The sequence below is a fragment of the Streptomyces radiopugnans genome, assembly GCF_900110735.1.
Classification (GTDB): Bacteria; Actinomycetota; Actinomycetes; order Streptomycetales; family Streptomycetaceae; genus Streptomyces; species Streptomyces radiopugnans.
On the sequence record NZ_FOET01000003.1, the window covers coordinates 127,754 to 149,605 of the forward strand.

A 21,852-nucleotide genomic window follows, 5' to 3' on the forward strand; every position below is an offset into this window, starting at 1 on the left:
TGAGGCGTATGCGCGCATCGGGTCACGGAACGGGCAACCGCCTTGACGTGTCCGGCCGCTGGGGCAGACTTGGCCCGGAAGTCCACGGGTGGGGTCCACGGGCGGACCGGTGTCACGCCCGGCGTTCGAAGGCCGGTCGGCGGCACCACGGGCACCGGCAGAGCAACCGTACACGCGCAGGCCCGAGACGGCAGTCCTGCGGCGCCGAGGGGGAAGCAGTCAGATGAGCGACGACGGCGCGCAGGCCGCGTACCGGGGCCGTACGGTCGGCGGCGGGCGTTACCAGCTGCGCGACCTGCTGGGCCAGGGCGGCATGGCCTCGGTGCACCTGGCCTACGACACGGTGCTCGACCGCCAGGTGGCGGTCAAGACCCTCCACACCGAGCTGGGCCGCGAGCAGTCCTTCCGGGAGCGCTTCCGCCGCGAGGCGCAGGCGGTCGCCAAGCTGACGCACACCAACATCGTCTCGGTCTTCGACTCCGGCGAGGACGAGATCGACGGCGCGCTGGTGCCCTACATCGTCATGGAGTACGTCGAGGGCAACCCGCTGCGCACCGTCCTCGACGAGGACGTGGCCCGGCTCGGGGCGATGCCGAGCGACAAGGCGCTGGCCATCGTCTCCGAGGTGCTCGCCGCGCTGGAGACCAGCCACGAGATGGGCCTGGTGCACCGGGACATCAAGCCGGGCAACGTCATGCTGAACAAGCGCGGCACGGTCAAGGTCATGGACTTCGGCATCGCCCGCGCCATGCAGTCCGGCGTCACCTCGATGACGCAGACGGGCATGGTCGTCGGCACCCCGCAGTACCTCTCCCCCGAGCAGGCGCTGGGGCGCGGCGTGGACGCCCGCTCCGACCTGTACTCGGTGGGCATCATGCTCTTCGAGCTGCTCACCGGGCGGCTCCCCTTCGACGCGGACTCGCCGCTGGCCATCGCCTACGCGCACGTCCAGGAGGAGCCGCCCGCACCGTCGTCGATCAACCGGTCGCTGCCCCCGGCCGTGGACGCGCTGGTCGCGCGGGCGCTGAAGAAGAACCCCAACGAGCGGTTCCCGACCGCCGAGTCGATGCGCCAGGAGTGCGAGCGCGTCCGCAACTCGGTGATCGCCTCGAACACCACCCCGCTGATCGCCGGCGGCGTCCCCGGCCCCAACAGCGGCGCGGCCGTCTCCCAGTCGGTCTTCCCGCCGGTGGACGCCCAGGGCACCCCGCCGCCGCCGGGCATGCAGCAGCCGTACCAGCCGCACTACGCGCCGACGGCCGGCTTCGGTGCCGCGGGCGCGGTCCAGCAGGGGTACTCCACACCGGCGCCGGGCCCCTACGGCCACCAGGGCGGCGCGCCGACCCCGCCGCCGTACACCATCTCGCCCTCGCCCCAGCCCTCCGGCGGCGGGAGGAACACCGGGGTGCTCGTCGGATCGGCGATCGCGGCGATCATCGTCGTCGCCGCCGTGATCATCGCGGTGTCGCTCAACGGCGGCGGTGAGGAGAGCCCGCGGGCGGGCGAGTCCCCGGGACCCGTCCAGACCGTGGAGCAGCCCGCGGGCACCGGCGGGGGCGAATCCGGCGGTGACACGGGCGGCGGCACGGGCGGCCAGGAGACCGACAGTGCCGACACCGGCACGGACACCGACGACAGCGGCGGTGACGACGACGGCGGCGGCTTCAAGGACGAGGACACCTCGAAGACCATCGACCCGGCCAAGTGCACGGACGCGTCGGAGAGCATCTTCGACAAGGGCAAGACGAACATGCCCGACCTGACGTTCAAGCACCTGGACTCGGTGAAGGAGTGCGTCCGCGAGGCGGGCTGGATCCTGGACGACGTCGAGTACGAGGACGAGAACCTGTACGGGAAGAACACCGTCCTCAAGCAGTCCCCGAGGGCCTACGAGGGCTTCGACCCCAAGAAGGACAAGATCACGCTGACCGTCTCCACCGGCCACCCGGCGGACTGACCGCGGCGGACACGCGCGAGGGGCCCGGCACGCGATCCGCGTGCCGGGCCCCTCGCGCGTACGGGGTCGGGGCCGCTCCTCGGCGGCAGGGGCCGCTCAGGGACAGGGGCCGCTCAGAGGTAGGGACCGCCGGAGCGGATCTGGCCGCCGCGCCCGTCGCCCTCCTCGTCGGGCAGCGCACCCGCCGGAAGCGCGCGGCGCATCTGCTCGAGCTGGGCGCGGGCCGCCATCTGCTGGGCGAACAGCGCCGTCTGGATGCCGTGGAACAGCCCCTCCAGCCAGCCCACGAGCTGGGCCTGGGCGATCCGCAGCTCGGCGTCGGTGGGCACCGCGTCGTCGGTGAACGGCAGCGAGATCCGCTCCAGCTCCTCGATCAGCTCGGGTGCCAGGCCGTCCTCCAGCTCCTTGACCGAGCTGGCGTGGATCTCCTTGAGCCGGGCACGGCTGGCCTCGTCCAGGGGAGCCGACTTGACCTCCTCCAGGAGCTGCTTGATCATGCTGCCGATCCGCATGACCTTCGCGGGCTGCTCGACCATCTCCGTCACGGGGATCTCACGCGGCTCGTCGTCGGAGCCGCCGTCCCCGCCCTTGGGAGCGGCGGTGCTGCCGAGGGCCATTCCGTCCGGCCCGACGACCAGGACGTGCTGGCTCTCCTGCGAGCGTTCGTTCATCGGCTGAGTCATACCCCCATTCTGCAATGCCCGTCCGAACGGCCGGCGGCCGATCCCCCGGGGGCGCCACCGTGAACACCGCCGTGAGCACCACCGTGGGCACCGCCGTGAGCACCGCTCGTCCCGGCGCCGTTCTCAGCGCCGGTCCCGGCGCCGGTCCCGGCGCCGGTCTCAGCGCCGCAGCCGCAGGGCTAGCGAGGCCAGGCCCAGGCCCAGGAAGGTCAGCCCGGCGCCGAGCGGCAGCACCGGGAGCAGCTGGCCGCCGGTGGCGGGCGTCGCACGGCTCTGGGCGCGCTCCTCGCCGCTCCGGCCGTCGTCGTACACGTAGTCGTCGTAGTGGTCGCCTGTGCCGGTCCGCCGGTCGCTGACCTGCTCGGTCCGGCCCTGCGGAGTCTGCCGCGACGTGCCCGGAGGCTCGGCGGAGCCGGCGTCGCCGGGACCGCGGCCCCCGTCGCCTTCCCCGTCGGGGGCCGTACCGGACGGTTCGCCGGAGGGCTCACCGGAGGTGGGATCCGGTGTGGGTGTGGGCGTGGGCGTCGGGTCCGGATCGGGGGAGGAGCCGCCCGGCGGCCACGGCGGCAGGGTGAGCCGCGGGGGGCGCTCGGTCTCCTCCGGGTCGTCCGGCTCCCGCGGGTCGTCCGGGTCCTCGCTCTCCTCCGGGTCGTCCGGGGAGGCGGTGGGGGAGGACGAGGGCTTGCCCCGGTCCTCCGATCCGGGCTCCACCCCGTCCTTCGCACCGCCGGGAACGGCCGTCACGACCGCAGACTGCTGGGAGGCCAGGGCGACGGGTGCCGGGACGAGCACCATCACGCAGGCCAGCAGGGTGATCGCGGCTTCCCTCACCGCTACGCCCCCTCCCGTACCAGGCATCCAATGGTGTAACAAGCGTCACACGAACGCGCGGGCCCGGCATCTCAGACGGTGAGGACGACCTTGCCCACGTGATCGCTCTCCTCGAGTACCCGGTGAGCCCGGGAGGCATTACTCATCGGCACCGTGCGGTCCACGACGGGGCGGACCCGCCCGGCGGCGATCAGCGGCCAGACGTGCTCGCGCACCGCCGCGACGATCTCCGCCTTCTCCTCCGGGGGACGGCCGCGCAGCGAGGTGGCCGAGACCGTACCGCACTTGGCGAGCAGCGCGCCCAGGTTCAGCTCTCCCCTCACACCGCCCTGGAGGCCGATGACGACGATCCGGCCGCCGCGGGCGAGCGCCTTGACGTTCCGCTCCAGGTACTTGGCGCCGATGATGTCGAGGATCACGTCCGCGCCGCGTCCGCCGGTGGCCGCCCGGACCTCCTCGGCGAAGTCCTGCTCGCGGTAGTCGATCAGGACGTCCGCGCCCAGCTCCGCGCAGCGCTCCAGCTTCCTCCGGCTGCCCGCGGTGACGGCCACCCGCGCGCCGACGGCCTTGGCGAGCTGGATCGCCATGGTGCCGATGCCACTGGCCCCGCCGTGGACCAGCAGGGTCTCGCCGGGGCGCAGCCCGGCGTGCATGAAGACGTTCGACCAGACCGTGCACACCACCTCGGGGAGGGCGGCGGCGGTGACCGGGTCGAGCGGGCCGTCGGGGGTGTCGGGCAGCGGCAGGAGCTGGCCGTGCGGCACGGCGACCTTCTCCGCGTACCCGCCGCCGGCGAGCAGCGCGCACACCCCGTCGCCGGTCTTCCAGCCGCCCACGCCCGGCCCCAGCGCGGCGATCCGGCCCGCGCACTCCAGCCCGGGGTAGGGCGAGGCGCCCGGGGGCGGGTCGTAGAAGCCCTGCCGCTGGAGGACGTCGGCGCGGTTGACGGCGCCGGCCGCCACCTCGACCAGCACCTCCCCCTCGCCGGGCACGGGGTCGTCCACCTCCGTCCAGACGAGGACGTCGGGGCCGCCGGGTTCGGTGATGGTGATCGCGTGCATGGGGTGAAGCTACCTCCGCGGGTTCTCCGAGGGCATGACGGTGGTGGAGGGGGTGGCACGGCGGATGACGACGAGGCGGTCGGTGAGCTGCAGAACGGCCGCGTCCGGGTCGTCGTAGCCCAGCACCCGGTGGCCGCGCACCACGGAGACCACGAGGTCCTTGCACTCGCGCGGGGAGCGGCCGGCCTCGGCCTTGGTGACCGGGCGCTCGGTGAGGTTCAGTCCCGTGCCCTGGTGGATCAGGTCCTCCATGACCGCGCCCGCGCTGGGGCTGAGCATGGACATTCCGAGCAGGCGTCCGGCGGCACTGGCGCTGGTGATCACGGAGTCGGCGCCGGACTGCCGCAGCAGCGGCGCGTTCTCCTCCTCGCGCACCGCCGCGACGATGCGCAGGTTGCGGTTGAGCTGGCGGGCGGTGAGCGTCACCAGGACCGCGGTGTCGTCGCGCTGGGTGGAGATGACCACCTGGGCCGCCCGCTGCACCTCCGCCTTCAGCAGGACGTCGCTGCGGGTCGCGTCGCCGACGACGCCGGTGTAGCCGTCGGCGTTCGCCGCCTCGACGACCTTGCGGCTGGGGTCGATTATCACGATCCGCTCCCGGGGGACCCCGGTCGAGATGAGGGTCTCGGCCGCGGAGCGGCCCTTGGTGCCGAAGCCGATGATGACGGTGTGGTCTCGCAAGGAGGACCTCCAGCGGGCCAGGCGGAACTGCTGGCGGGTCCGTTCGGCCAGCACCTCCAGGGTGGTGCCGATCAGGATGATCAGGAACAGGACGCGCAGCGGGGTGATGACCAGGACGTTGACCAGCCGGGCGCTGTCGCTGACCGGGGCGATGTCGCCGTAGCCGGTCGTGGAGAGGCTGACGGTGGTGTAGTAGAAGCAGTCCAGCAGCGAGACCTCGCCGTCGGCGCCGTCGCGGTAGCCCTCGCGCTCGAGGTAGACCAGCATGGCCGTCACGACCAGGACGGCCAGCGCGGCCACCAGCCGCCGCAGCACCTGCCGCAGCGGCCCGGCCGCGGGCTCGGGGAGCTGCACGAAGTGCTGCAGTTCTTCGGGCGAGGTGTGGTTCATTCCGTCACGCCCACGGGAGTCTCAGGAGGTGTACGCCGGCGCCGGTGGCGGCGCCGCCGGGCGGCACGACCGCCAGGGCGGTGGCCGCCGCGATGCCGCGGAGCATCGCGGGGCCGCTGAACCGCAGCGGCCGTACGCCACCGCCATCCTGCACGACCGGGACCAGCCGTGTGTCACGGGGGTGGCCCTGGACCTCGCCGAGGAGGACGGCGGTGGGCAGGGCGTCCCCTCCGGCGGGCGATCCGGCGAACGGGCCGGCGGGCGACCCGGCGGGCGGCTCGGCGGAAGGTTCCGCGGCGGTGGCGGCCCGCAGCAGCGGTTCGGCGAGGGTGAGCAGCCCGGACACGGCCGCCAGCGGATTGCCGGGCAGCCCGGCCAGGTGCGCCCCCGAGGGCAGCCGCGCCAGCAGCATCGGATGGCCGGGGCGCACGCGTACCCCGTCGACCAGCAGCTCCGCCCCCAGCCGGCGCAGGGCCGGATGGACGTGGTCGACCGGGCCGGAGGCCGTGCCGCCGGTGGTGACGACGAGGTCGGCGGTGGTCTCCTCCAGCGCGGCGTACAGCGCCCCGGCGTCGTCGCCGAGGCGGCGGGTGGCGGTGACCTCGGCGCCCAGAGCCGTCAGCCAGGGGCCGACCATCGGGCCGAGCGCGTCGCGGACCCGGCCGCCGGACGGGAGGCCGGAGGCCAGCAGTTCGTCGCCCAGCACCAGGACCTCGGCGCGGGGGCGGCGTACGACCGGCAGCTCGTCCCAGCCCGCGGCGGCGGCCAGCCCCAGCACGGCCGGCGTGACCGGCGTACCGCCGGGCAGCAGGTGGTCGCCCGCCCGGCACTCCTGGCCGCGCGGGCGGATGTCCGCGCCGTGCTGGGGCGCCGCGTTCGCCCGCAGCCGCCGGTCGCGGACCTCGCCGTACTCGGAGCGCAGTACGGCGGTGGTGCCCGGCGGGATGCGGGCGCCGGTGGCGATGCGGACGGCGTGGCCGTCCGGGAGCGGGGCCGGGCGGTCGTCGCCGGCCAGGATGCCGTGCCGGGTGCCGGGTGCCGTGCCGTTCGCCGTGCCGGAGGCGCCGTCCTGTGTGCCGTCCTCGGGGGCGAGCGGCTCCCACGGGCCGGGTCCGGAGACGGCCCAGCCGTCCATGGCCGAGGTGTCGAACGCCGGCAGATCGGTGAGCGCGGTCAGGGGGGCGGCGAGACGGTGGCCGAGGGCCTCCTCCAGGGGGACGGCGGTGGACTCGGAGCGCCGCCCGGCCCCGGCGCGGGCGGCGGCGGCGCGGGCGGCGGGCCAGTCGCGGTGCCGTGTTCCGTCCCGTGAGCCGTGCGGGCCGTGCGGGCCGCTCTCCCGGGGGTCCGGGCCGGGTCCGCGCCCCCCGGACCGGCCGTCACCGTGCGCGGTGCCGCGTGTGCCGCCGCGGCCGTCGGCCAGGGCGAGGGCGTCGGCCAGCTCGTCGCCGCTCATCCGGCGTCCGTTCCCTCTCCGCCGCCGGCCTCTCCGCTCCCGCCGGCCTTTCCGTTCTCCGCGGTCCCCGCGGTCTCCTCGGCCCAGCGGCGGGCCAGTTCGGCGGCCTTGCGCGCGGTCTCGGCCACGTCCGCGGGACTCCCGCCCGCACGCGCCGCCGCGTATCCGACGAGAAAGGTCGTCAGCGGGGCGGCGGGCCGGGCCACGCCGTGCGCGGCGTCCCGCGCGAGATCGAGGAGGGCTGCGGTGTCGACGTCGAGGTCGATGCCGAGTTCGGCCTTGGCTGCGGTCATCCATTCGTTCAGCACGCGTCCATGCTCCCTGATGTGCGAGCGGGCCGAGGCGAGTTCCTCCCAGGTGTCGCAGTCGCGGGCCTCCTCGGGGCCGGCGGGGGCGACGCGGCGCAGTACGAGCTCATCGGTGAGCAGCCGCAGGGGCAGGTTCGCCGGCCGCCCGTGCTCGGCGGCGAGCAGGGCCAGCTCGCGGCGGAGGGACTCGGTGCGGTAGGCGCCCAGGAGGGGCTGGGCCCGCCCGTCGTCCACGATCGCCCCGTCGGGGCCGCCGGGGCCGTGGGAGCCGCCGGGGCCGGTGTCCGTGCCGTACGCGCCGTGCACGGCGTCCAGCAGCGCCCGCACGGTGGCGGGCGTCAGGAACGGCAGGTCGGCGGAGAGCACCAGCACCGTCTCGCTCCCGACGCGGCGCAGCCCGGCGTCGAGGGCCGCCAGCGGCCCTCCGCCGGGCGGCTCCTCGCGCGTCCAGTCCACCGGCCGGGCCGTCGGCCTGCGCGGGCCGACGACCACCGTCCGCGCCGCGTCCGCGCAGACGTACAGCACCCGGTCGAGCAGCGTCCGGCCCCCGACGGTGAGGGCCGGCTTGTCCGTCCCGCCGAGTCGGCGGGCGGCACCGCCGGCGATGACGACGGCGTCGTACACATCGGTCATGCCCCGAGTGTGACCCCCTCCGCCCCGGCCAGGGTGAAGGGGGCCTCCGGCCCGGGGCCGCGGTCCGGCCCGAACCGCCCCCTTCCGGGGCGGAGGGGACGCCGCGGGCCGGCCGCCGTCCCGCCGGGAGAGCCGGCGGCCGCTACAGGCTGCGCAGCAGTACCGCCGGGTGCTCGACGCAGTCCGCCACGTACCGCAGGAAGCCGCCCGCCGTTCCGCCGTCGCACACCCGGTGGTCGAAGGTGAAGGACAGCTGTACGACCTGGCGCACCGCCAGCTCGCCCTCGTGCACCCACGGCTTGGGGGTGATGCGGCCGACTCCGAGCATCGCCGCCTCGGGGTGGTTGATGATCGGGGTGGAGCCGTCCACCCCGAACACCCCGTAGTTGTTGAGGGTGAAGGTGCCGCCGGTCAGCTCGGCGGGCTTCAGCCTCCCCTCGCGCGCGGACTCGGTCAGCCGGGCGATCTCCTCGGTCAGCTCGGCGGCGTTGCGGGTGTGGGCGTCGCGTACGACGGGGACCACGAGTCCGCGGTCGGTCTGCGCGGCGAAGCCCAGGTGGACCCCGGGCAGCCGGACGATCTCGCGCGCGGCCGTGTCCACCGTCGCGTTCAGCTCGGGGAAGCGGGCGAGGGCGGCCGTGCAGATCCGGGCGAGGAGCGCGAGCAGGGAGATCTTCGGCCCCGCGGCGTTCATCGCCCGCCGGGCGGCGAGCAGTTCGGTGGCGTCGGCGTCCACCCAGCAGGTGGCGTCGGGGATCTCGCGCCGGGAGGTGGAGAGCTTGTCGGCGACCGTACCGCGCAGCCCGCGCAGCGGGATCCGCTCGCCGTGGGCGGCGGCGCCGGCGGTTACGGGGGCGGGGGCGGGCGCGGCGGCGGGCACGGGCGCGGCCTGGGCCGCCGCCACCGCGCGCTCGACGTCGGCGCGCAGGATCAGTCCCCGCGGGCCGGAGCCGGCGACCTGCCGCAGATCGATCCCGTGCTCCCGCGCGAGCCGCCGCACCAGTGGTGAGATCACCGGGACGGGTCCGTCGGCGGAGCGGATCCCCTCGGGCGCGGACGGCTCCGCCGCCGGACCGGCGGGGGCCGGCGCGACGGGCGCCGTGGGCACGGCGGGTGCGGAGACGGGGGCCGCGGCGGGAATCGAGGCGTGCACACCGTTCACCGGGCGGACCCGCCGGCGGCGGGCAGCGGGCGCCCCCGTGCCGTATCCCACCAGCACGTTCCCGGACTTCTCCGAGGCGCCGGCGGTCTCGTCGGACCCGGCGCCGGACCCGGAAGCGGATGCGGCGGGCCCGGCGGCAGGGGCTCCGGAGCCGTCACCGGCCGGCTCTCCGGCCGTGGCGGCGGACGCCCCTACGGCCACCGCCACCAGCGGCGCGCCGACGGGGACCTCGGCACCCTCCTCCCCGAACCGGGCGGTGACCACACCGCCGTACGGGCACGGCACCTCGACCATCGCCTTGGCCGTCTCGACCTCCACCACCGGCTGGTCGACGGCGACGACGTCGCCGACGGACACCAGCCAGCGGACGATCTCGGCCTCCGTCAGCCCCTCGCCCAGGTCGGGCAGGGCGAACTCGCGGACCTCGGCCATCAGCGGCCACCCCTCCCGGACGTGCCCGCCCCGCCGAACGCCTCGGGCCGCTCGGTCCACTCCGACTCCCACTGGAGCCGGGCGACGGCGTCCAGGACCCGGTCCACTCCGGGCAGATGGTGGCGCTCCAGCATCGGCGGCGGGTAGGGGACGTCGAATCCGGCCACCCGCAGCACCGGCGCCTCCAGGTGGTGGAAGCAGCGCTCGGTGATCCGGGCGGCGATCTCGCCTCCGGGGCCGCCGAAGCCGCTGGACTCGTGGACGACCACGGCCCGTCCGGTGCGCCGCACCGACGCGCAGACCGTCTCGTCGTCGAAGGGGACCAGGGAGCGCAGATCGACGACCTCCAGCTCCCAGCCCTCCTCGCGGGCGGCCTCGGCCGCCTCCAGGCAGACGGGCACCGACGGACCGTAGGTGACCAGCGTGGCGGACGTCCCGGTGCGGCGGACCCGGGCGCGGCCGATGGGCTCGACGGCCTCCGGCTCGTCCGGCGACCAGTCGGCCTTCGACCAGTACAGCCGCTTGGGCTCCAGGAAGACCACCGGGTCGTCGGAGGCGATGGCGGCCCGCAGCATCCCGTAGGAGTCGGCCACCGTCGCCGGGGTCACCACGTGCAGGCCGGGGGTGGCCATGTAGTACGCCTCGGAGGAGTCGCTGTGGTGCTCCACACCGCCGATCCCGCCGCCGTAGGGCACCCGGATCGTGATGGGCAGCGGCATCGCGCCGCGCGTGCGGTTGCGCATCTTGGCGACATGGCTGAGGAGCTGCTCGAAGGCCGGGTAGGCGAAGGCGTCGAACTGCATCTCCACCACCGGACGCAGCCCGTACATCGCCATGCCGACGGCCGTGCCCAGGATGCCGGCCTCGGCCAGCGGGGTGTCGGTGCAGCGGTCCTCGCCGAACTCCGCGGTCAGGCCGTCGGTGATGCGGAAGACCCCGCCGAGCGTGCCGACGTCCTCGCCGAGCACGTGCACGGACGGGTCCTCGGCCATGGCGTCGCGCATCGCGCGGTTGAGGGCCTGCGCCATGGTGGCGGGCTTGCGGGCGGCCCCGGCCCCGCCCCGGGCCTTCCCGTCCGTCCTGCCCGCGCTCTTCCCGGTGGTCGCGGTCGTCATCGCTCGCCTCCCGCTGTGTTCCCGGCGGCCCCGCCGTGCCCGGCGTGCCCGGCGTGTCCGTCCTGTCCGTCGCCCTCGGCGTCCAGCTCGGCGCGCAGCTGCGCGGCCTGCTCCCTGAGCTGCGCGGTCTTCTCCGCGTAGACGTGCTCGAAGAGATCCACCGGATCGAGCACCGGGTCCTCGTTCATGGCCTCGCGCAGCCGCGCGGCCATCTCCTCGGCCTCCTGGTGCGCCCCGTCGCGTGTCGCGTCGTCGAACAGGCCGCGCTCGGTCAGCTCGCGCTCCAGCAGCGCCACGGGGTCGTGCTCGAGCCATGCGCCGACCTCGTCCTCGCCGCGGTAGCGGGTGGCGTCGTCGGCGTTGGTGTGGGCGTCGATCCGGTAGGTCACGGCCTCCACGAGGGTGGGGCCATCGCCGCGCCGGGCGCGCTCGGCGGCCTCGGTCAGGACCCGGTGGACGGCCGCGGCGTCGTTGCCGTCGACCAGCCGGCCGGGGACGCCGTAGCCGACGGCCTTGTGGGCCAGCGAGGGCGCGGCGGTCTGCTTGGCCAGGGGGACGGAGATCGCGAAGCCGTTGTTCTGCACGAGGAAGACCGTCGGGGTGCGCCAGACGGCGGCGAAGTTCAGCGCCTCGTGGAAGTCGCCCTCGCTGGTGCCGCCGTCGCCGACCATGGCCAGCGCGACCACGTCCTCGCCCTTGAGCCGGGCGGCGTGGGCGAGCCCGACGGCGTGCGGCAGATGGGTGGCCAGCGGGGTGGACAGCGGGGCGACGCGGTGCTCGTACGGGTCGTAGCCGGTGTGCCAGTCGCCGCGCAGCAGTCCCAGCGCCTCGGCCGGGTCCATGCCGCGGGCGACGGCGGCGAGGGTGTCGCGGTAGCTGGGGAAGAGCCAGTCCCGCTCCCGGAGCACCAGGGCCGCGGCCACCTCGCACGCCTCCTGCCCGGTGGAGGAGGGGTAGACGGCGAGCCTGCCCTGCCTGGTGAGCGCGGTGGCCTGCCGGTTGTAGCGGCGGCCCCTCACCAGGTGCGCGTAGAGCGTCCTGAGCAGGCCGGGGTCGAGGTCGGCGCCGGTGCCCAGCAGCCGGTACGGCTCGGAGTCCGGCAGCAGCGGCACGGGGTCCGTGCGCGGCTGCCAGGCGGGCGGCGGCGCGGGGCGGTAGGCGCCTGGCTGCTCCAGGACTGTCATGCGGCACCTCCTGGTAGGGGGCATCTGCGGGCAGGAGGCCGCGCTGGATCCGGCGGGCCCCCCTACCGATTGTTCGGTCGCCGTCGCATTTTGGCTACGGGTGGCACCGCCCTGTGGACAAACGGTTCTGCACGGCGTGGGATGTCGGCAGGACGTCCATGGAGGGGAGGCGGCAGGCCATGCCGGAAGAACAGATGGTCCCCGAGGCGCCGGAGGACGGGCACCGGCCGCCCGCCAGACCGCTCGATCCCGTCGACCGGTCCATCCTGCGGATGCTGCAACTGGACGGGCGCGCCTCGATACGGTCGGTCGCCGAGCGGGTGCACGTGTCCCGGGCGAACGCGTACGCCCGGATCAACCGCCTCGTCGAGGACGGGGTGATACGCGGCTTCACGGCCCGGGTGGACCACGAGCGCGCCGGCCAGGGCGCGTCGGCGTACATCACCCTGAAGATCGTGCAGAACTCCTGGCGCGCGGTGCGCGAGAAGCTCCAGGCGCTGCCGGGCGCCGCGCACATCGCGCTGGTCAGCGGCGACTTCGACGTGCTGCTGCTGGTGCACACCGCCGACAACCGGGCGCTGCGGGAGCTGGTGCTCACCCGGATACAGGCGATGCCGGAGGTGCTGAGCACCCGCACCCTGCTGGTCTTCGAGGAGACCGACCTCGAACCCGAGCCGTGAGCCGGGCCGTCCGCCTGCCCGCCCGGGCCGGGGCCGGTGCCGGGTTCCCGCCCCACCACCGCCCCGGCGCTCCCCTTCCGCCCCCGCCCTTCCCCGCCGCTCGCTACTGCTTGCGCAGCCCCTCGAAGGCCAGCCGCACCACCGCGTCGGCGACCCGCTCGCGGTCCTCGGCGTCCCCGGGCTGCGGGCGGTACCACTCCACGATGGAGTTGATCATCCCGAAGAGCAGCCGGGTGGCCAGCCGGGCGTCGAGGTCCGAGCGGATGTCGCCCTCGGCGGCGGCGGCCTTCAGCAGCCCGGCCACCCGGTGGTCGAACTCCCGGCGGCGCTCCATCGCCCAGCGCTCGGTGCGGGTGTTGCCCCGCACCCGCAGCAGCAGGGTGACGTAGGGCAGCTCGGCCATCAGCACCTCGGCGGTGCGGCGGGTGACGTGCTCCAGCCGCTCGATCGCCCGCCCCCGGCCGGCGTCCGGCTCGTCCAGGATGGCGAAGAGGCCGTCGAGGGCGCGGGCTATCGCCCGGCGCAGCAGTTCCTCCTTGCTCCGCACGTGGTGGTAGATGGAGGACTTGGAGATCCCCGCCGCACGGGAGAGGTGCTCCATCGAAGTGCCGTCGTAACCGCGCTCGTTGAACACCTCCACGGCCACCGCGAGGAGCGACTCGGGCGTGTAGGTGTCGCGCCCCGGCGACTTGGCTGAGGGCTTGGCCGGCGACCCGGCCGACGGCTTGGCTGGCATGGCCTCGATGTTATCCACAGGCGGCCTGCCCCTCTTGCCCCGACCGATCGTTCGGTAGCAGTATCTACCTGTCCGTCCGTCCGCGCACGGCGGCCCGCGCGCCCTCCACGGCCCGCCGGGCTCCGTCCGTACGGCACCGCCGCCCGCCCGCTCGACGAGCTCGACGAGGAGTTGGTCCCCGATGGCCGCCGCACCCACCCAGGCCCCGCCGCTGTCCCCGGAAGGGCTCGCGGAGAAGCACCGCCCGACGCTCCAGAGGGCCCTGGAGGCGATCCGCACCAGGGAGTACTGGTCCCCGTATCCGGAGCACCCCAAGGCGTACGGCGAGGAGCACGGCACGCTCGGCCCCGCCGAGGGGAAGGCCGCGTTCGACGCCCTGCTGGGCCGCCGCTTCGAGCTGGACCAGCCCGGCACGGACGGCTGGGTGGGCGGCGAGGTCTCGCCGTACGGCGTCGAGCTGGGCGTGGAGTACCCGCACGCCGACGTCGAGGCGCTGCTGCCCGCGATGCGTGCCGCACTGCCCGCCTGGCGGGACGCGGGGCCGGAGGCGAGGGCGCTGGTGTGCCTGGAGATCCTGGCCCGGATCAACGCGCGCACCCACGAGTTCGCCCACGCGGTGATGCACACCAGCGGGCAGGCGTATCTGATGGCGATGCAGGCCGGCGGCCCGCACGCCCAGGACCGCGGCCTGGAGGCGGTGGCGTACGCCTACGCCGAGCAGACCCGCACCCCGGCCTCGGCCCGGTGGTCCAAGCCGCAGGGCAAGCGGGATCCGCTGGAGCTGACCAAGGAGTTCACGCCGGTGCCGCGCGGCGTCTCGCTGATGATCGGCTGCAACACCTTCCCCACCTGGAACGGCTACCCGGGCCTGTTCGCCTCCCTGGCCACGGGCAATCCGGTGCTGGTCAAGCCTCACCCGCGCGCGGTCCTGCCGCTGGCGATGACGGTGCGGGTCGCCCGCGAGGTACTCGCCGATGCCGGCTTCGACCCGAACACGGTGGCACTGGCCGCCGAGCGGGACGGCGAGGGCATCGCCAGGGAACTGGCCGTCCGGCCCGAGATCCGGATCATCGACTACACGGGGTCGACCGCCTTCGGCGACTGGCTGGAGGCCAACGCCCGCCAGGCCCAGGTCTTCACCGAGAAGGCCGGTGTCAACACGATCGTCGTCGACTCCACCGACGACTACCGGGGCATGCTCGGCAATCTGGCCTTCTCCCTGTCCCTCTACAGCGGCCAGATGTGCACCACCCCGCAGAACCTGCTGATCCCGCGCGGCGGCATCGACACGGACGCGGGCCACAAGTCCTACGAGGAGTTCACCGCCGACCTGGCGGGCGCGGTGGACAAGCTGCTGGGCGACGACCAGCGGGCCGTGGCGCTGCTGGGCGCGATCGTCAACCCCGGGGTGCGCGAGCGGCTGGAGGGGGCGCCGGAGCTGGGCGAGACCATCCTGGCCTCGCGCGCGGTGGAGCACCCGGAGTTCCCCGGCGCCACGGTCCGCACCCCGGCGATCGTCGGGCTGGACGGGGCGAAGCCCGAGTCGGAGGAGGTCTGCATGTCGGAGTGCTTCGGCCCGGTCTCCTTCGCCGTCGCCGTGGACTCCACGGCCGAGGCGGTCGAGCTGCTGCGCCGCACCGTCCGGGAGAAGGGCGCGATGACGGTCGGCGCGTACACCACCTCGCCGGAGGTGGAGCGCCTGGTGGAGGAGGCCTGTCTGGAGGAGTGCGCCCAGCTCTCGCTGAACCTCACCGGCGGGGTGTATGTGAACCAGACCGCGGCGTTCTCCGACTTCCACGGCTCCGGCGGCAACCCGGCGGCCAACGCCGCGCTGTGCGACGGGGCGTTCGTGGCGAGCCGCTTCCGTGTGGTGGAGGTCCGCCGGCAGGCCTGACGACTCCCGCTGCCGAGGGTCCGGAGGCGCGCCGCGCGGCGCGCCTCCGGGCCGGACGTCTCCCGGCGGGCCGCACTAGCCGATGTCGGCGTGCGCGCGGATCCAGGCGTGCATGGCGATGGCCGCCGCCGCGCCCGCGTTGATGGACCGGGTGGAGCCGAACTGGGCGATGGAGCAGACGCGTTCGGCGTGCTTCCACGCCTCCTCGGTCAGCCCCGGGCCCTCCTGTCCGAAGAGCAGCACACAGCGGCGGGGCAGTTCGGTGGTCTCCAGCGGGACGGCGCCGGGGAGGTTGTCTATTCCGATGACCGGCAGCCCCTCGGCCCGCGCCCAGTCGGCCAGTGCGGCCACGTCCGGGTGGTGGGTGATGTGCTGGTACCGGTCGGTGACCATCGCGCCGCGCCGGTTCCACCGGCGCTTTCCGACGATGTGGACCTCCTTGGCCAGGAAGGCGTTGGCGGTGCGCACGACACTGCCGATGTTGAAGTCGTGGTTCCAGTTCTCCACCGCGACGTGGAAGTCGTGCCGCCGGGTGTCGAGGTCGGCGACGATCGCCTCCCGGGTCCAGTAGCGGTAGCGGTCCACGACGTTGCGCCGGTCGCCGCCGGCCAGCAGCTCCGGGTCGTAGTGCTCGCCGGCCGGCCACGGCTCGGGGTGGGGGCCGACCCCCACCTCCGTGCCGTAGCCCTCGTCGTACTGCACCGGCTCGTCCCGCACCGGCCGGCCCTCCGTCTCGCCTTCGCTCACCCCACGAGGGTACGTGCGGGGCTGTCGGCCCCGGCCGGCCGCGCCGCCTCCTCCGGCTCGCGCGGCCGGCCGCGGCGCAGCCGTCCGGCCGTCCGCGACACCCCTGCCCCGAGCCAGACCAGGAAGACCGTCGGCAGGAAGACGGCGTCGGCCGCGATCATGGCGAGCGAGAAGAAGGGCAGGCCGAGGATGACGGCGATGGAGGCGTGCTCCAGCATCATCACGGCGAGCAGCACGTTCTTCACCCGCCGGTTGAAGAGGGTGAAGGGGAAGGCGACCTGGACGATCACCGTGCCGTAGGTGAGCAGCATGATCATCAGCCCACTGCTCCCCAGCACCTCGGCGAGGGCGGGCCAGGGGGAGAAGTAGTCCAGGTGCAGGGGGTAGTAGACGGCGGTGCCGTCCTGCCAGCGGGAGCCCTGGATCTTGTACCAGCCGGCGGTCGCGTAGATCAGGCAGACCTCGGCCATGATGATCAGCAGGGTGGCGTTGTGGACGATGTTGCCCAGGACGTCCATCAGCCGGCGGGCGTTCTCCCGCCCGACCCGTCCTTCCGCGGGGCGGGTGACGTACCACCACATTCCGTACACCAGCCACAGGCCCCACAGGAAGGTCGCCCAGCCCACGTAGAGCACCGGGCCGTCGTCGCCGAACCAGCTCAGCCGGCCGCCGGCGGTGGCCACCAGCAGGACGGCGCCGAGCACCGACCACAGCGCGATGCCGGCCATGTCGGTCCCCCCGGCGCCTCCGGTGCCCCCCGCAGCGGAGCGGCGGGCGCGGCGGGCGTCGAGCGACCAGACCCGGCCGCAGCGGGTGAGCACCAGGTACATCGCCATCAGATGGATGACGTTGTCGCCGCCGTCGCCCATGAAGACGCTGCGGTTCTGCAGGGACAGCACGCCGACCATGAACAGCACCGACATGGTCCTGGTCCGCCAGCCGACCAGCAGCGCGGCGGCGGACAGGACGGCGAGGGCGTAGACGGCCTCGAACCAGACGGCGCTGTCGGACCACAGCAGCACCGTGAAGGCGTGGTTGCTCGCCACCAGCCGCTCGCCCAGCTCCCAGCTCCACGGGCCGTCCGGGCCGTACAGCTCGCGCCGGTGGGGCCACTCGAAGAGCAGGAAGACCAGCCAGGTGAAGGAGAAGCCGATCCGGACGACCGCGCTCTGGTACGGGCCCAGCGCCCGGTCGCTGACCCGGACGATGCCGCGTACGACCGCCTCGTCGGCCTTCGACAGCAGGCGCCGCGGCCACGGCCGGGGCGGTGCGGCGGGCGACTCGCCGGACGGTCGGTCCCCGGCCCCGGAAGGCCGCTCCCCGGGCCGCCGGGCGCCGGGGACGGCCGGGGCGGGGGAGGCGTTCTCGGGCTGCGTCACTGGTCCTCCGGGATGTCCGTGCGGTCGACCGGCCACCAGGGCAGCACCCGGTACGTGGTCTGGGTGCCCGCGCTCTCACCGCTCCACGGCGGCGGCGCGACCGGCGTGGTCGCCGACCGCACCTGCACGCGCCTGATCTCGCCGCCGTTCAGTTCGGGCCCGAACCGCGACATCACGATCCGCCGCAGGTACTCCTCGGAGAGTTCTCCGCGCAGCCCGTTGGACCGGTTCTCCTCGTCGTGCGAGCCGGTGAAGAAGTCCCAGGCGCGGCGGAGCTCGTTCTGGTCGGTGTGGCTGGGGAAGGGGTTGCCCCGGATGTCGTCGATGTCCATCGCCGTCAGGTCCACCCAGCCGGTCCGCTCGCGGCCGCCGTCCGGACGGACCACCTCCGCGCGGGCGTGGACGGCGATGTTCTGCTGGAGCGGGTTGGGGGCGAACAGCTTCCAGTTCTGCTCGAACTCGGGGTTGATGTAGTCCGAGACCGTCGAACCGTACTGCTTGCTGAGGGTGTTGTCCGGCGCGACGTGCAGGAAGACCATCGCCAGGTGCACGCCGGTGAGCACGGTGACGACGCCCAGCGCCACCGCGACGGTGATCCGCGCCGCGGGCGGGAGCGACATCACACCCCGGGCGTCCTCCGGAGGCGCCCCGGATGGCGCCCCGTCCGCCGCCGGGGGCGGCGGCGCCTCCGGGCGCTTCTGTGCTTGTGGATCCATGCCCTCCCCGATCTCGGGCCCGGCCGGGCCCCGCTCTCACGACCCCGCGACACCGGTCGCGCTCCCCCGCGGCCGCCCCGGTCCGCGGCGGCCCTACGAGGTTATCCACAGCCTTGACACCTTGGGGACCGGAAGACCACCATTGAACCGAACGATCGGTCGGTTGGTTCCTCGCCAGGAGCAAGGGAGCTCTGCATGACGACGCTGCTGCCGGAGAAGGACCGGGGCGGAGGTCCCGGGGCGCACGAGGAGGCGGGTCAGGAGGCGTACCAGGAGGCGTTCGACGCGGCGATCGCGGCGGACGAGCGGATCGAGCCGCGCGACTGGATGCCCGACGCCTACCGCGCCACGCTGGTGCGCCAGATCGCCCAGCACGCCCACTCCGAGATCATCGGCATGCAGCCGGAGGCCAACTGGATCACACGGGCGCCCTCGCTGCGCCGCAAGGCGATCCTGATGGCGAAGGTGCAGGACGAGGCGGGACACGGGCTGTACCTCTACAGCGCCGCCGAGACGCTCGGCGTGGGCCGCGACGAGCTGCTGGACAAACTGCACTCCGGGCGCCAGAAGTACTCCTCGATCTTCAACTACCCCACCCTGACCTGGGCCGACGTCGGCGCGATCGGCTGGCTGGTGGACGGCGCGGCCATCACCAACCAGGTGCCGCTGTGCCGCTGCTCCTACGGGCCCTACGCACGGGCCATGGTCCGCGTCTGCAAGGAGGAGTCCTTCCACCAGCGCCAGGGTTACGAGCTGCTGCTCGCGCTGAGCCGCGGCACCGAGGCCCAGCACGCCATGGCGCAGGACGCCGTGGACCGCTGGTGGTGGCCGTCGCTGATGATGTTCGGGCCGCCCGACGACGCGTCGAAGCACTCCGCCCAGTCGATGGCCTGGAAGATCAAGCGGCACTCCAACGACGAGCTGCGCCAGCGTTTCGTGGACATCTGCGTCCCCCAGGCCGAGTCCCTCGGGCTGACCCTGCCCGACCCCCTTCTGCGGTGGAACGAGGAGCGCGGGCACTACGACTTCGGGCCGATCGACTGGTCCGAGTTCCACGAGGTGCTGCGCGGCAACGGCCCCTGCAACGAGCAGCGGCTGGACCGCCGCCGCCGCGCCCACGAGCAGGGCGCCTGGGTGCGCGAGGCCGCCGCGGCGTACGCCCGCAAGCACGGGGAGCAGGACGGCGACGGAAGGACGGCGGCATGACCACCAGCGAATGGCCCCTGTGGGAGGTCTTCGTCCGCAGCAGGCGCGGCCTGTCCCACACCCACGCCGGGAGCCTGCACGCGCCCGACGCCGAGATGGCCCTGCGCAACGCACGGGACCTGTACACCCGGCGGTCGGAGGGCGTATCGATCTGGGTGGTGCCGTCGTCCGCGATCACCGCCTCCTCGCCCGACGAGAGGGACCCGTTCTTCGAGCCCGCCGCCGACAAGCCCTACCGCCACCCCACCTTCTACGAGGTCCCGGAAGGGGTGCAGCACCTGTGAGCGCTCCCCGCACGGCCGTACTGGCCCTCGGCGACGACGCGCTGGTCCTCTCCCACCGGCTGGGGGAGTGGGCCGGGAACGCACCCGTCCTGGAGGAGGAGGTCGCCCTCGCCAACATCGCGCTGGACCTTCTGGGCCAGGCCCGCACCCTGCTGTCGATGGCCGGCGACGAGGACGAGCTGGCGTACCTCCGCGAGGAGCGGGCCTTCACCAACGTGCAGCTCGTCGAGCAGCCGAACGGCGACTTCGCCCACACCATCGCCCGCCAGCTGTACTTCTCCACCTACCAGGAGCTGCTGTACGAGCGGCTGGCCGACGGCGGCACCGGCGACACGGAACTCACCGCGCTGGCCGCCAAGGCGGTCAAGGAGGTCGCCTACCACCGCGACCACGCCGAGCACTGGACGCTGCGCCTGGGCGACGGCACCGAGGTGAGCCACAGCCGCATGCGGGACGCGCTGGACGGGCTGTGGCGCTACACCGGCGAGCTGTTCCGGCCGGTCGAGGGCCTGGACGTCGACTGGGCCGGGCTGGACGAGGAGTGGGCACGGCGCATCACCACCGTGCTGGAACGTGCGACCCTCACCGTCCCCGGAGGGCCTCGGAGCAGCCCCTGGGCCGCCGGCGCCGGGCGGCAGGGCGTCCACACCGAGCCGTTCGGCCGGATGCTCGCCGAGATGCAGCACCTGCACCGCAGCCACCCGGGAGCGTCGTGGTGACGCCCCCGGCGGAGACCACGGCGCCGGAGACGACGGCGCTGGAGGCGGAGCTGCGCGAGATCGCCGGCTCCGTCCCGGACCCGGAGCTTCCGGTGCTGTCCCTGGCCGAATTGGGGGTGCTGCGCGGTCTGCACGTCCTCGGATCGGGCCGGGTGGAGGTCGAGCTGACCCCCACCTACACCGGTTGCCCGGCGGTGGAGGCGATGTCCGCCGACGTGGAGCGGGCGCTGCGCGAGCACGGCGTGGCGGAGGTGACGGTCCGCACGGTCCTCTCCCCGCCCTGGACGACGGACGCGATCACCGCCGAGGGCCGCCGCAAGCTGGCCGAGTTCGGGATAGCACCGCCCCGCCCCGGTGCGGGGGCGTCCGGAGACGGCGGGGGGCCGGTCGCGGTCGATCTGGCCATCCGCTGCCCCCACTGCGGCTCGACCGACACCACCCTGCTCAGCCGCTTCTCCTCCACCGCCTGCAAGGCGCTGCGCCGCTGCGCCTCCTGCCGGGAGCCGTTCGACCACTTCAAGGAGCTGCTGTGAGGTTCCATCCGCTTCGGGTCCGCGAGGTCGAGCGGCTCACGGACGACTCGGTGGCCGTGGCGTTCGAGGTGCCGCCCGAGCTGTACGACACCTTCCGCCACGTCCCGGGCCAGCACGTCACCCTGCGGCGCGAGGTGGACGGCACGGAGGTGCGCCGCACCTACTCCGTCTGCTCCCCCGCCGTCCCCGCGCCCGCCGAGCCGGTGCTGCGGGTCGGCATCCGGCTGGTGGAGGGCGGCGCGTTCTCCACCCATGCCGTCAAGGGGCTGTCCGCCGGGGACACGGTCGATGTGATGCCCCCCACGGGCCGCTTCACCCTGCGTCCCCGTCCCGGCCGCTTCGCGGCGGTCGTCGGCGGAAGCGGCATCACACCGGTGCTGTCCATCGCCGCCACGCTGCTGGCCGAGGAGCCGGACGCCCGGTTCTGCCTGATCCGCACCGACCGCACCGCGGCGTCGGCGATGTTCCTGGAGGAGGTCGCCGAGCTGAAGGACCGCCACCCGGACCGCTTCCACCTGGTGCACACGCTCTCCCGCGAGGAGCGCCAGGCGGGCCTGCCCACCGGGCGGCTCGACGCCGAGCGCCTGGCCGACCTGCTGCCCGCCCTGCTGCCGGTGCCCGAGGTGGACGGCTGGTTCCTGTGCGGGCCGCACGGCCTGGTCCGGGAGGCGGAGCGCGCGCTGGCGGCGCTCGGGGTCCCCGCCGCCGCGGTCCACCAGGAGATCTTCCATGTGGACGACGCCTCCCCGGCCGCCGAGAAGCGGAACGCCGCCCGTACCGCACCCGGCGGCTCGAAGCTCACCGCCACACTCGACGGCCGGATGGGCGTCTGGCCGGTCGGCGAGGGCGAGACGCTGCTGGAGACGGTGCTGCGCAACCGCTCCGACGCGCCCTACGCCTGCAAGGGCGGGGTGTGCGGCACCTGCCGTGTACGGCTGGTCTCCGGCGAGGTGAGCATGGACCGCAACTTCGCCCTGGAACCGGAGGAGGTCTCGGCGGGGTACGTACTGGCCTGCCAGTCCCGGCCGGTCACCGAGGCCGTCGAGGTGGACTTCGACGCCTGACGGG

At 74.2% G+C, this 21,852-nt stretch carries 21 protein-coding genes; 8 read left to right on the forward strand and 13 right to left on the reverse strand.

The annotated features are described in order from the left end of the window. Nucleotides 1-223 precede the first annotated feature (223 nt). Nucleotides 224-1,957, forward strand: a complete 1,734-nt coding sequence (locus BMY40_RS08035) for a Stk1 family PASTA domain-containing Ser/Thr kinase (protein WP_093657042.1) — start codon at nt 224-226, stop codon at nt 1,955-1,957. 113 nt (nt 1,958-2,070) lie between these two features. Here BMY40_RS08035 and BMY40_RS08040 read toward each other — a convergent pair whose 3' ends face one another. The 9 genes from BMY40_RS08040 to pdhA form a co-directional block, all read right to left on the reverse strand. Beyond that, nucleotides 2,071-2,640: a bacterial proteasome activator family protein gene (locus BMY40_RS08040; RefSeq protein ID WP_093657043.1), complete on the reverse strand. Its 570-nt coding sequence runs from the start codon at nt 2,638-2,640 to the stop codon at nt 2,071-2,073. Nucleotides 2,641-2,799: 159 nt separating this feature from the next. Next, on the reverse strand, nt 2,800-3,471 hold the full coding sequence (locus BMY40_RS27990; RefSeq protein WP_177213923.1) for a hypothetical protein: 672 nt from the start codon (nt 3,469-3,471) through the stop codon (nt 2,800-2,802). A 71-nt stretch (nt 3,472-3,542) separates the two neighbouring features. Continuing rightward, nucleotides 3,543-4,532, reverse strand: coding sequence for an NAD(P)H-quinone oxidoreductase (locus tag BMY40_RS08050; RefSeq protein WP_093657047.1), 990 nt, complete (start codon nt 4,530-4,532; stop codon nt 3,543-3,545). A 9-nt stretch (nt 4,533-4,541) separates the two neighbouring features. Further along, nucleotides 4,542-5,603 carry a potassium channel family protein gene (locus BMY40_RS08055; protein ID WP_093657049.1) on the reverse strand — a complete coding sequence of 354 codons (1,062 nt, stop codon included), beginning with the start codon at nt 5,601-5,603 and terminating at the stop codon, nt 4,542-4,544. Between the two features lie 4 nt (nt 5,604-5,607). Next, complete coding sequence (locus BMY40_RS08060) at nt 5,608-7,056, reverse strand: molybdopterin molybdotransferase MoeA (protein WP_093657051.1); 1,449 nt, start codon at nt 7,054-7,056, stop codon at nt 5,608-5,610. Beyond that, nucleotides 7,053-7,997, reverse strand: coding sequence for an NTP transferase domain-containing protein (locus BMY40_RS08065; RefSeq protein ID WP_093657053.1), 945 nt, complete (start codon nt 7,995-7,997; stop codon nt 7,053-7,055). The genes BMY40_RS08060 and BMY40_RS08065 overlap by 4 nt, the downstream gene beginning before the upstream one ends. 142 nt (nt 7,998-8,139) lie before the next feature. Then, nucleotides 8,140-9,591, reverse strand: a complete 1,452-nt coding sequence (locus tag BMY40_RS08070) for a dihydrolipoamide acetyltransferase family protein (RefSeq protein ID WP_093657055.1) — start codon at nt 9,589-9,591, stop codon at nt 8,140-8,142. Further along, nucleotides 9,591-10,706 (reverse strand): alpha-ketoacid dehydrogenase subunit beta, encoded by a 1,116-nt coding sequence (locus BMY40_RS08075; RefSeq protein WP_425443087.1) that lies wholly within the window; start codon nt 10,704-10,706, stop codon nt 9,591-9,593. The genes BMY40_RS08070 and BMY40_RS08075 overlap by 1 nt, the downstream gene beginning before the upstream one ends. After that, complete coding sequence (gene pdhA / locus BMY40_RS08080) at nt 10,703-11,890, reverse strand: pyruvate dehydrogenase (acetyl-transferring) E1 component subunit alpha (protein WP_093657057.1); 1,188 nt, start codon at nt 11,888-11,890, stop codon at nt 10,703-10,705. The genes BMY40_RS08075 and pdhA overlap by 4 nt, the downstream gene beginning before the upstream one ends. A gap of 179 nt (nt 11,891-12,069) precedes the next feature. Here pdhA and BMY40_RS08085 point away from each other — a divergent pair, with 179 nt between their 5' ends. Next, nucleotides 12,070-12,570 (forward strand): Lrp/AsnC family transcriptional regulator, encoded by a 501-nt coding sequence (locus tag BMY40_RS08085; protein ID WP_177213924.1) that lies wholly within the window; start codon nt 12,070-12,072, stop codon nt 12,568-12,570. Between the two features lie 103 nt (nt 12,571-12,673). On the opposite strand, the gene BMY40_RS08090 is transcribed toward BMY40_RS08085, so the two are convergent. Further along, entirely contained in the window at nt 12,674-13,306 is a 633-nt protein-coding gene (locus BMY40_RS08090) for a TetR/AcrR family transcriptional regulator (protein WP_093657061.1), read from the reverse strand. Between the two features lie 181 nt (nt 13,307-13,487). Here BMY40_RS08090 and paaN point away from each other — a divergent pair, with 181 nt between their 5' ends. Continuing rightward, nucleotides 13,488-15,200: a phenylacetic acid degradation protein PaaN gene (gene paaN, locus BMY40_RS08095; RefSeq protein ID WP_093657063.1), complete on the forward strand. Its 1,713-nt coding sequence runs from the start codon at nt 13,488-13,490 to the stop codon at nt 15,198-15,200. Between the two features lie 75 nt (nt 15,201-15,275). Here paaN and BMY40_RS08100 read toward each other — a convergent pair whose 3' ends face one another. The 3 genes from BMY40_RS08100 to BMY40_RS08110 are packed head-to-tail and all read right to left on the reverse strand — an operon-like array spanning nt 15,276 to nt 17,946. Continuing rightward, complete coding sequence (locus tag BMY40_RS08100) at nt 15,276-15,947, reverse strand: TrmH family RNA methyltransferase (RefSeq protein WP_093657065.1); 672 nt, start codon at nt 15,945-15,947, stop codon at nt 15,276-15,278. Next, entirely contained in the window at nt 15,944-17,326 is a 1,383-nt protein-coding gene (locus BMY40_RS08105; protein ID WP_425443088.1) for an HTTM domain-containing protein, read from the reverse strand. The genes BMY40_RS08100 and BMY40_RS08105 overlap by 4 nt, the downstream gene beginning before the upstream one ends. Beyond that, entirely contained in the window at nt 17,323-17,946 is a 624-nt protein-coding gene (locus BMY40_RS08110) for a DUF5819 family protein (RefSeq protein WP_093657067.1), read from the reverse strand. The genes BMY40_RS08105 and BMY40_RS08110 overlap by 4 nt, the downstream gene beginning before the upstream one ends. Nucleotides 17,947-18,237: 291 nt before the next feature. On the opposite strand from BMY40_RS08110, the gene paaA reads away from it, so the two are divergent. The 5 genes from paaA to BMY40_RS08135 are packed head-to-tail and all read left to right on the forward strand — an operon-like array spanning nt 18,238 to nt 21,848. Further along, nucleotides 18,238-19,248, forward strand: coding sequence for a 1,2-phenylacetyl-CoA epoxidase subunit PaaA (gene paaA / locus BMY40_RS08115; RefSeq protein ID WP_093657069.1), 1,011 nt, complete (start codon nt 18,238-18,240; stop codon nt 19,246-19,248). Continuing rightward, a complete protein-coding gene (gene paaB / locus BMY40_RS08120) occupies nt 19,245-19,532 on the forward strand; it encodes a 1,2-phenylacetyl-CoA epoxidase subunit PaaB (RefSeq protein ID WP_093657071.1) in 288 nt (95 codons plus the stop codon). The genes paaA and paaB overlap by 4 nt, the downstream gene beginning before the upstream one ends. Next, complete coding sequence (paaC, locus tag BMY40_RS08125; protein ID WP_093657073.1) at nt 19,529-20,251, forward strand: 1,2-phenylacetyl-CoA epoxidase subunit PaaC; 723 nt, start codon at nt 19,529-19,531, stop codon at nt 20,249-20,251. The genes paaB and paaC overlap by 4 nt, the downstream gene beginning before the upstream one ends. Then, the gene (gene paaD, locus BMY40_RS08130; protein ID WP_093657075.1) at nt 20,248-20,784 is read left to right on the forward strand and encodes a 1,2-phenylacetyl-CoA epoxidase subunit PaaD; all 537 of its coding nucleotides are present in this window, start codon (nt 20,248-20,250) and stop codon (nt 20,782-20,784) included. The genes paaC and paaD overlap by 4 nt, the downstream gene beginning before the upstream one ends. Continuing rightward, nucleotides 20,781-21,848: a 2Fe-2S iron-sulfur cluster-binding protein gene (locus BMY40_RS08135; protein ID WP_093657077.1), complete on the forward strand. Its 1,068-nt coding sequence runs from the start codon at nt 20,781-20,783 to the stop codon at nt 21,846-21,848. The genes paaD and BMY40_RS08135 overlap by 4 nt, the downstream gene beginning before the upstream one ends. Nucleotides 21,849-21,852: the final 4 nt, after the last annotated feature.

Coding starts and splice junctions, on each gene's coding strand:
- BMY40_RS08035 (WP_093657042.1), top strand. CDS start 224: ATGAGCGACGACGGCGCGCAGGCCGCGTACCGGGGCCGTACGGTCGGC.
- BMY40_RS08040 (WP_093657043.1), bottom strand. CDS start 2,640: ATGACTCAGCCGATGAACGAACGCTCGCAGGAGAGCCAGCACGTCCTG.
- BMY40_RS08050 (WP_093657047.1), bottom strand. CDS start 4,532: ATGCACGCGATCACCATCACCGAACCCGGCGGCCCCGACGTCCTCGTC.
- BMY40_RS08055 (WP_093657049.1), bottom strand. CDS start 5,603: ATGAACCACACCTCGCCCGAAGAACTGCAGCACTTCGTGCAGCTCCCC.
- BMY40_RS08060 (WP_093657051.1), bottom strand. CDS start 7,056: ATGAGCGGCGACGAGCTGGCCGACGCCCTCGCCCTGGCCGACGGCCGC.
- BMY40_RS08065 (WP_093657053.1), bottom strand. CDS start 7,997: ATGACCGATGTGTACGACGCCGTCGTCATCGCCGGCGGTGCCGCCCGC.
- BMY40_RS08070 (WP_093657055.1), bottom strand. CDS start 9,591: ATGGCCGAGGTCCGCGAGTTCGCCCTGCCCGACCTGGGCGAGGGGCTG.
- BMY40_RS08075 (WP_425443087.1), bottom strand. CDS start 10,706: ATGACGACCGCGACCACCGGGAAGAGCGCGGGCAGGACGGACGGGAAG.
- pdhA (WP_093657057.1), bottom strand. CDS start 11,890: ATGACAGTCCTGGAGCAGCCAGGCGCCTACCGCCCCGCGCCGCCGCCC.
- BMY40_RS08085 (WP_177213924.1), top strand. CDS start 12,070: ATGCCGGAAGAACAGATGGTCCCCGAGGCGCCGGAGGACGGGCACCGG.
- BMY40_RS08090 (WP_093657061.1), bottom strand. CDS start 13,306: ATGCCAGCCAAGCCGTCGGCCGGGTCGCCGGCCAAGCCCTCAGCCAAG.
- paaN (WP_093657063.1), top strand. CDS start 13,488: ATGGCCGCCGCACCCACCCAGGCCCCGCCGCTGTCCCCGGAAGGGCTC.
- BMY40_RS08110 (WP_093657067.1), bottom strand. CDS start 17,946: ATGTCGCTCCCGCCCGCGGCGCGGATCACCGTCGCGGTGGCGCTGGGC.
- paaA (WP_093657069.1), top strand. CDS start 18,238: ATGACGACGCTGCTGCCGGAGAAGGACCGGGGCGGAGGTCCCGGGGCG.
- paaB (WP_093657071.1), top strand. CDS start 19,245: ATGACCACCAGCGAATGGCCCCTGTGGGAGGTCTTCGTCCGCAGCAGG.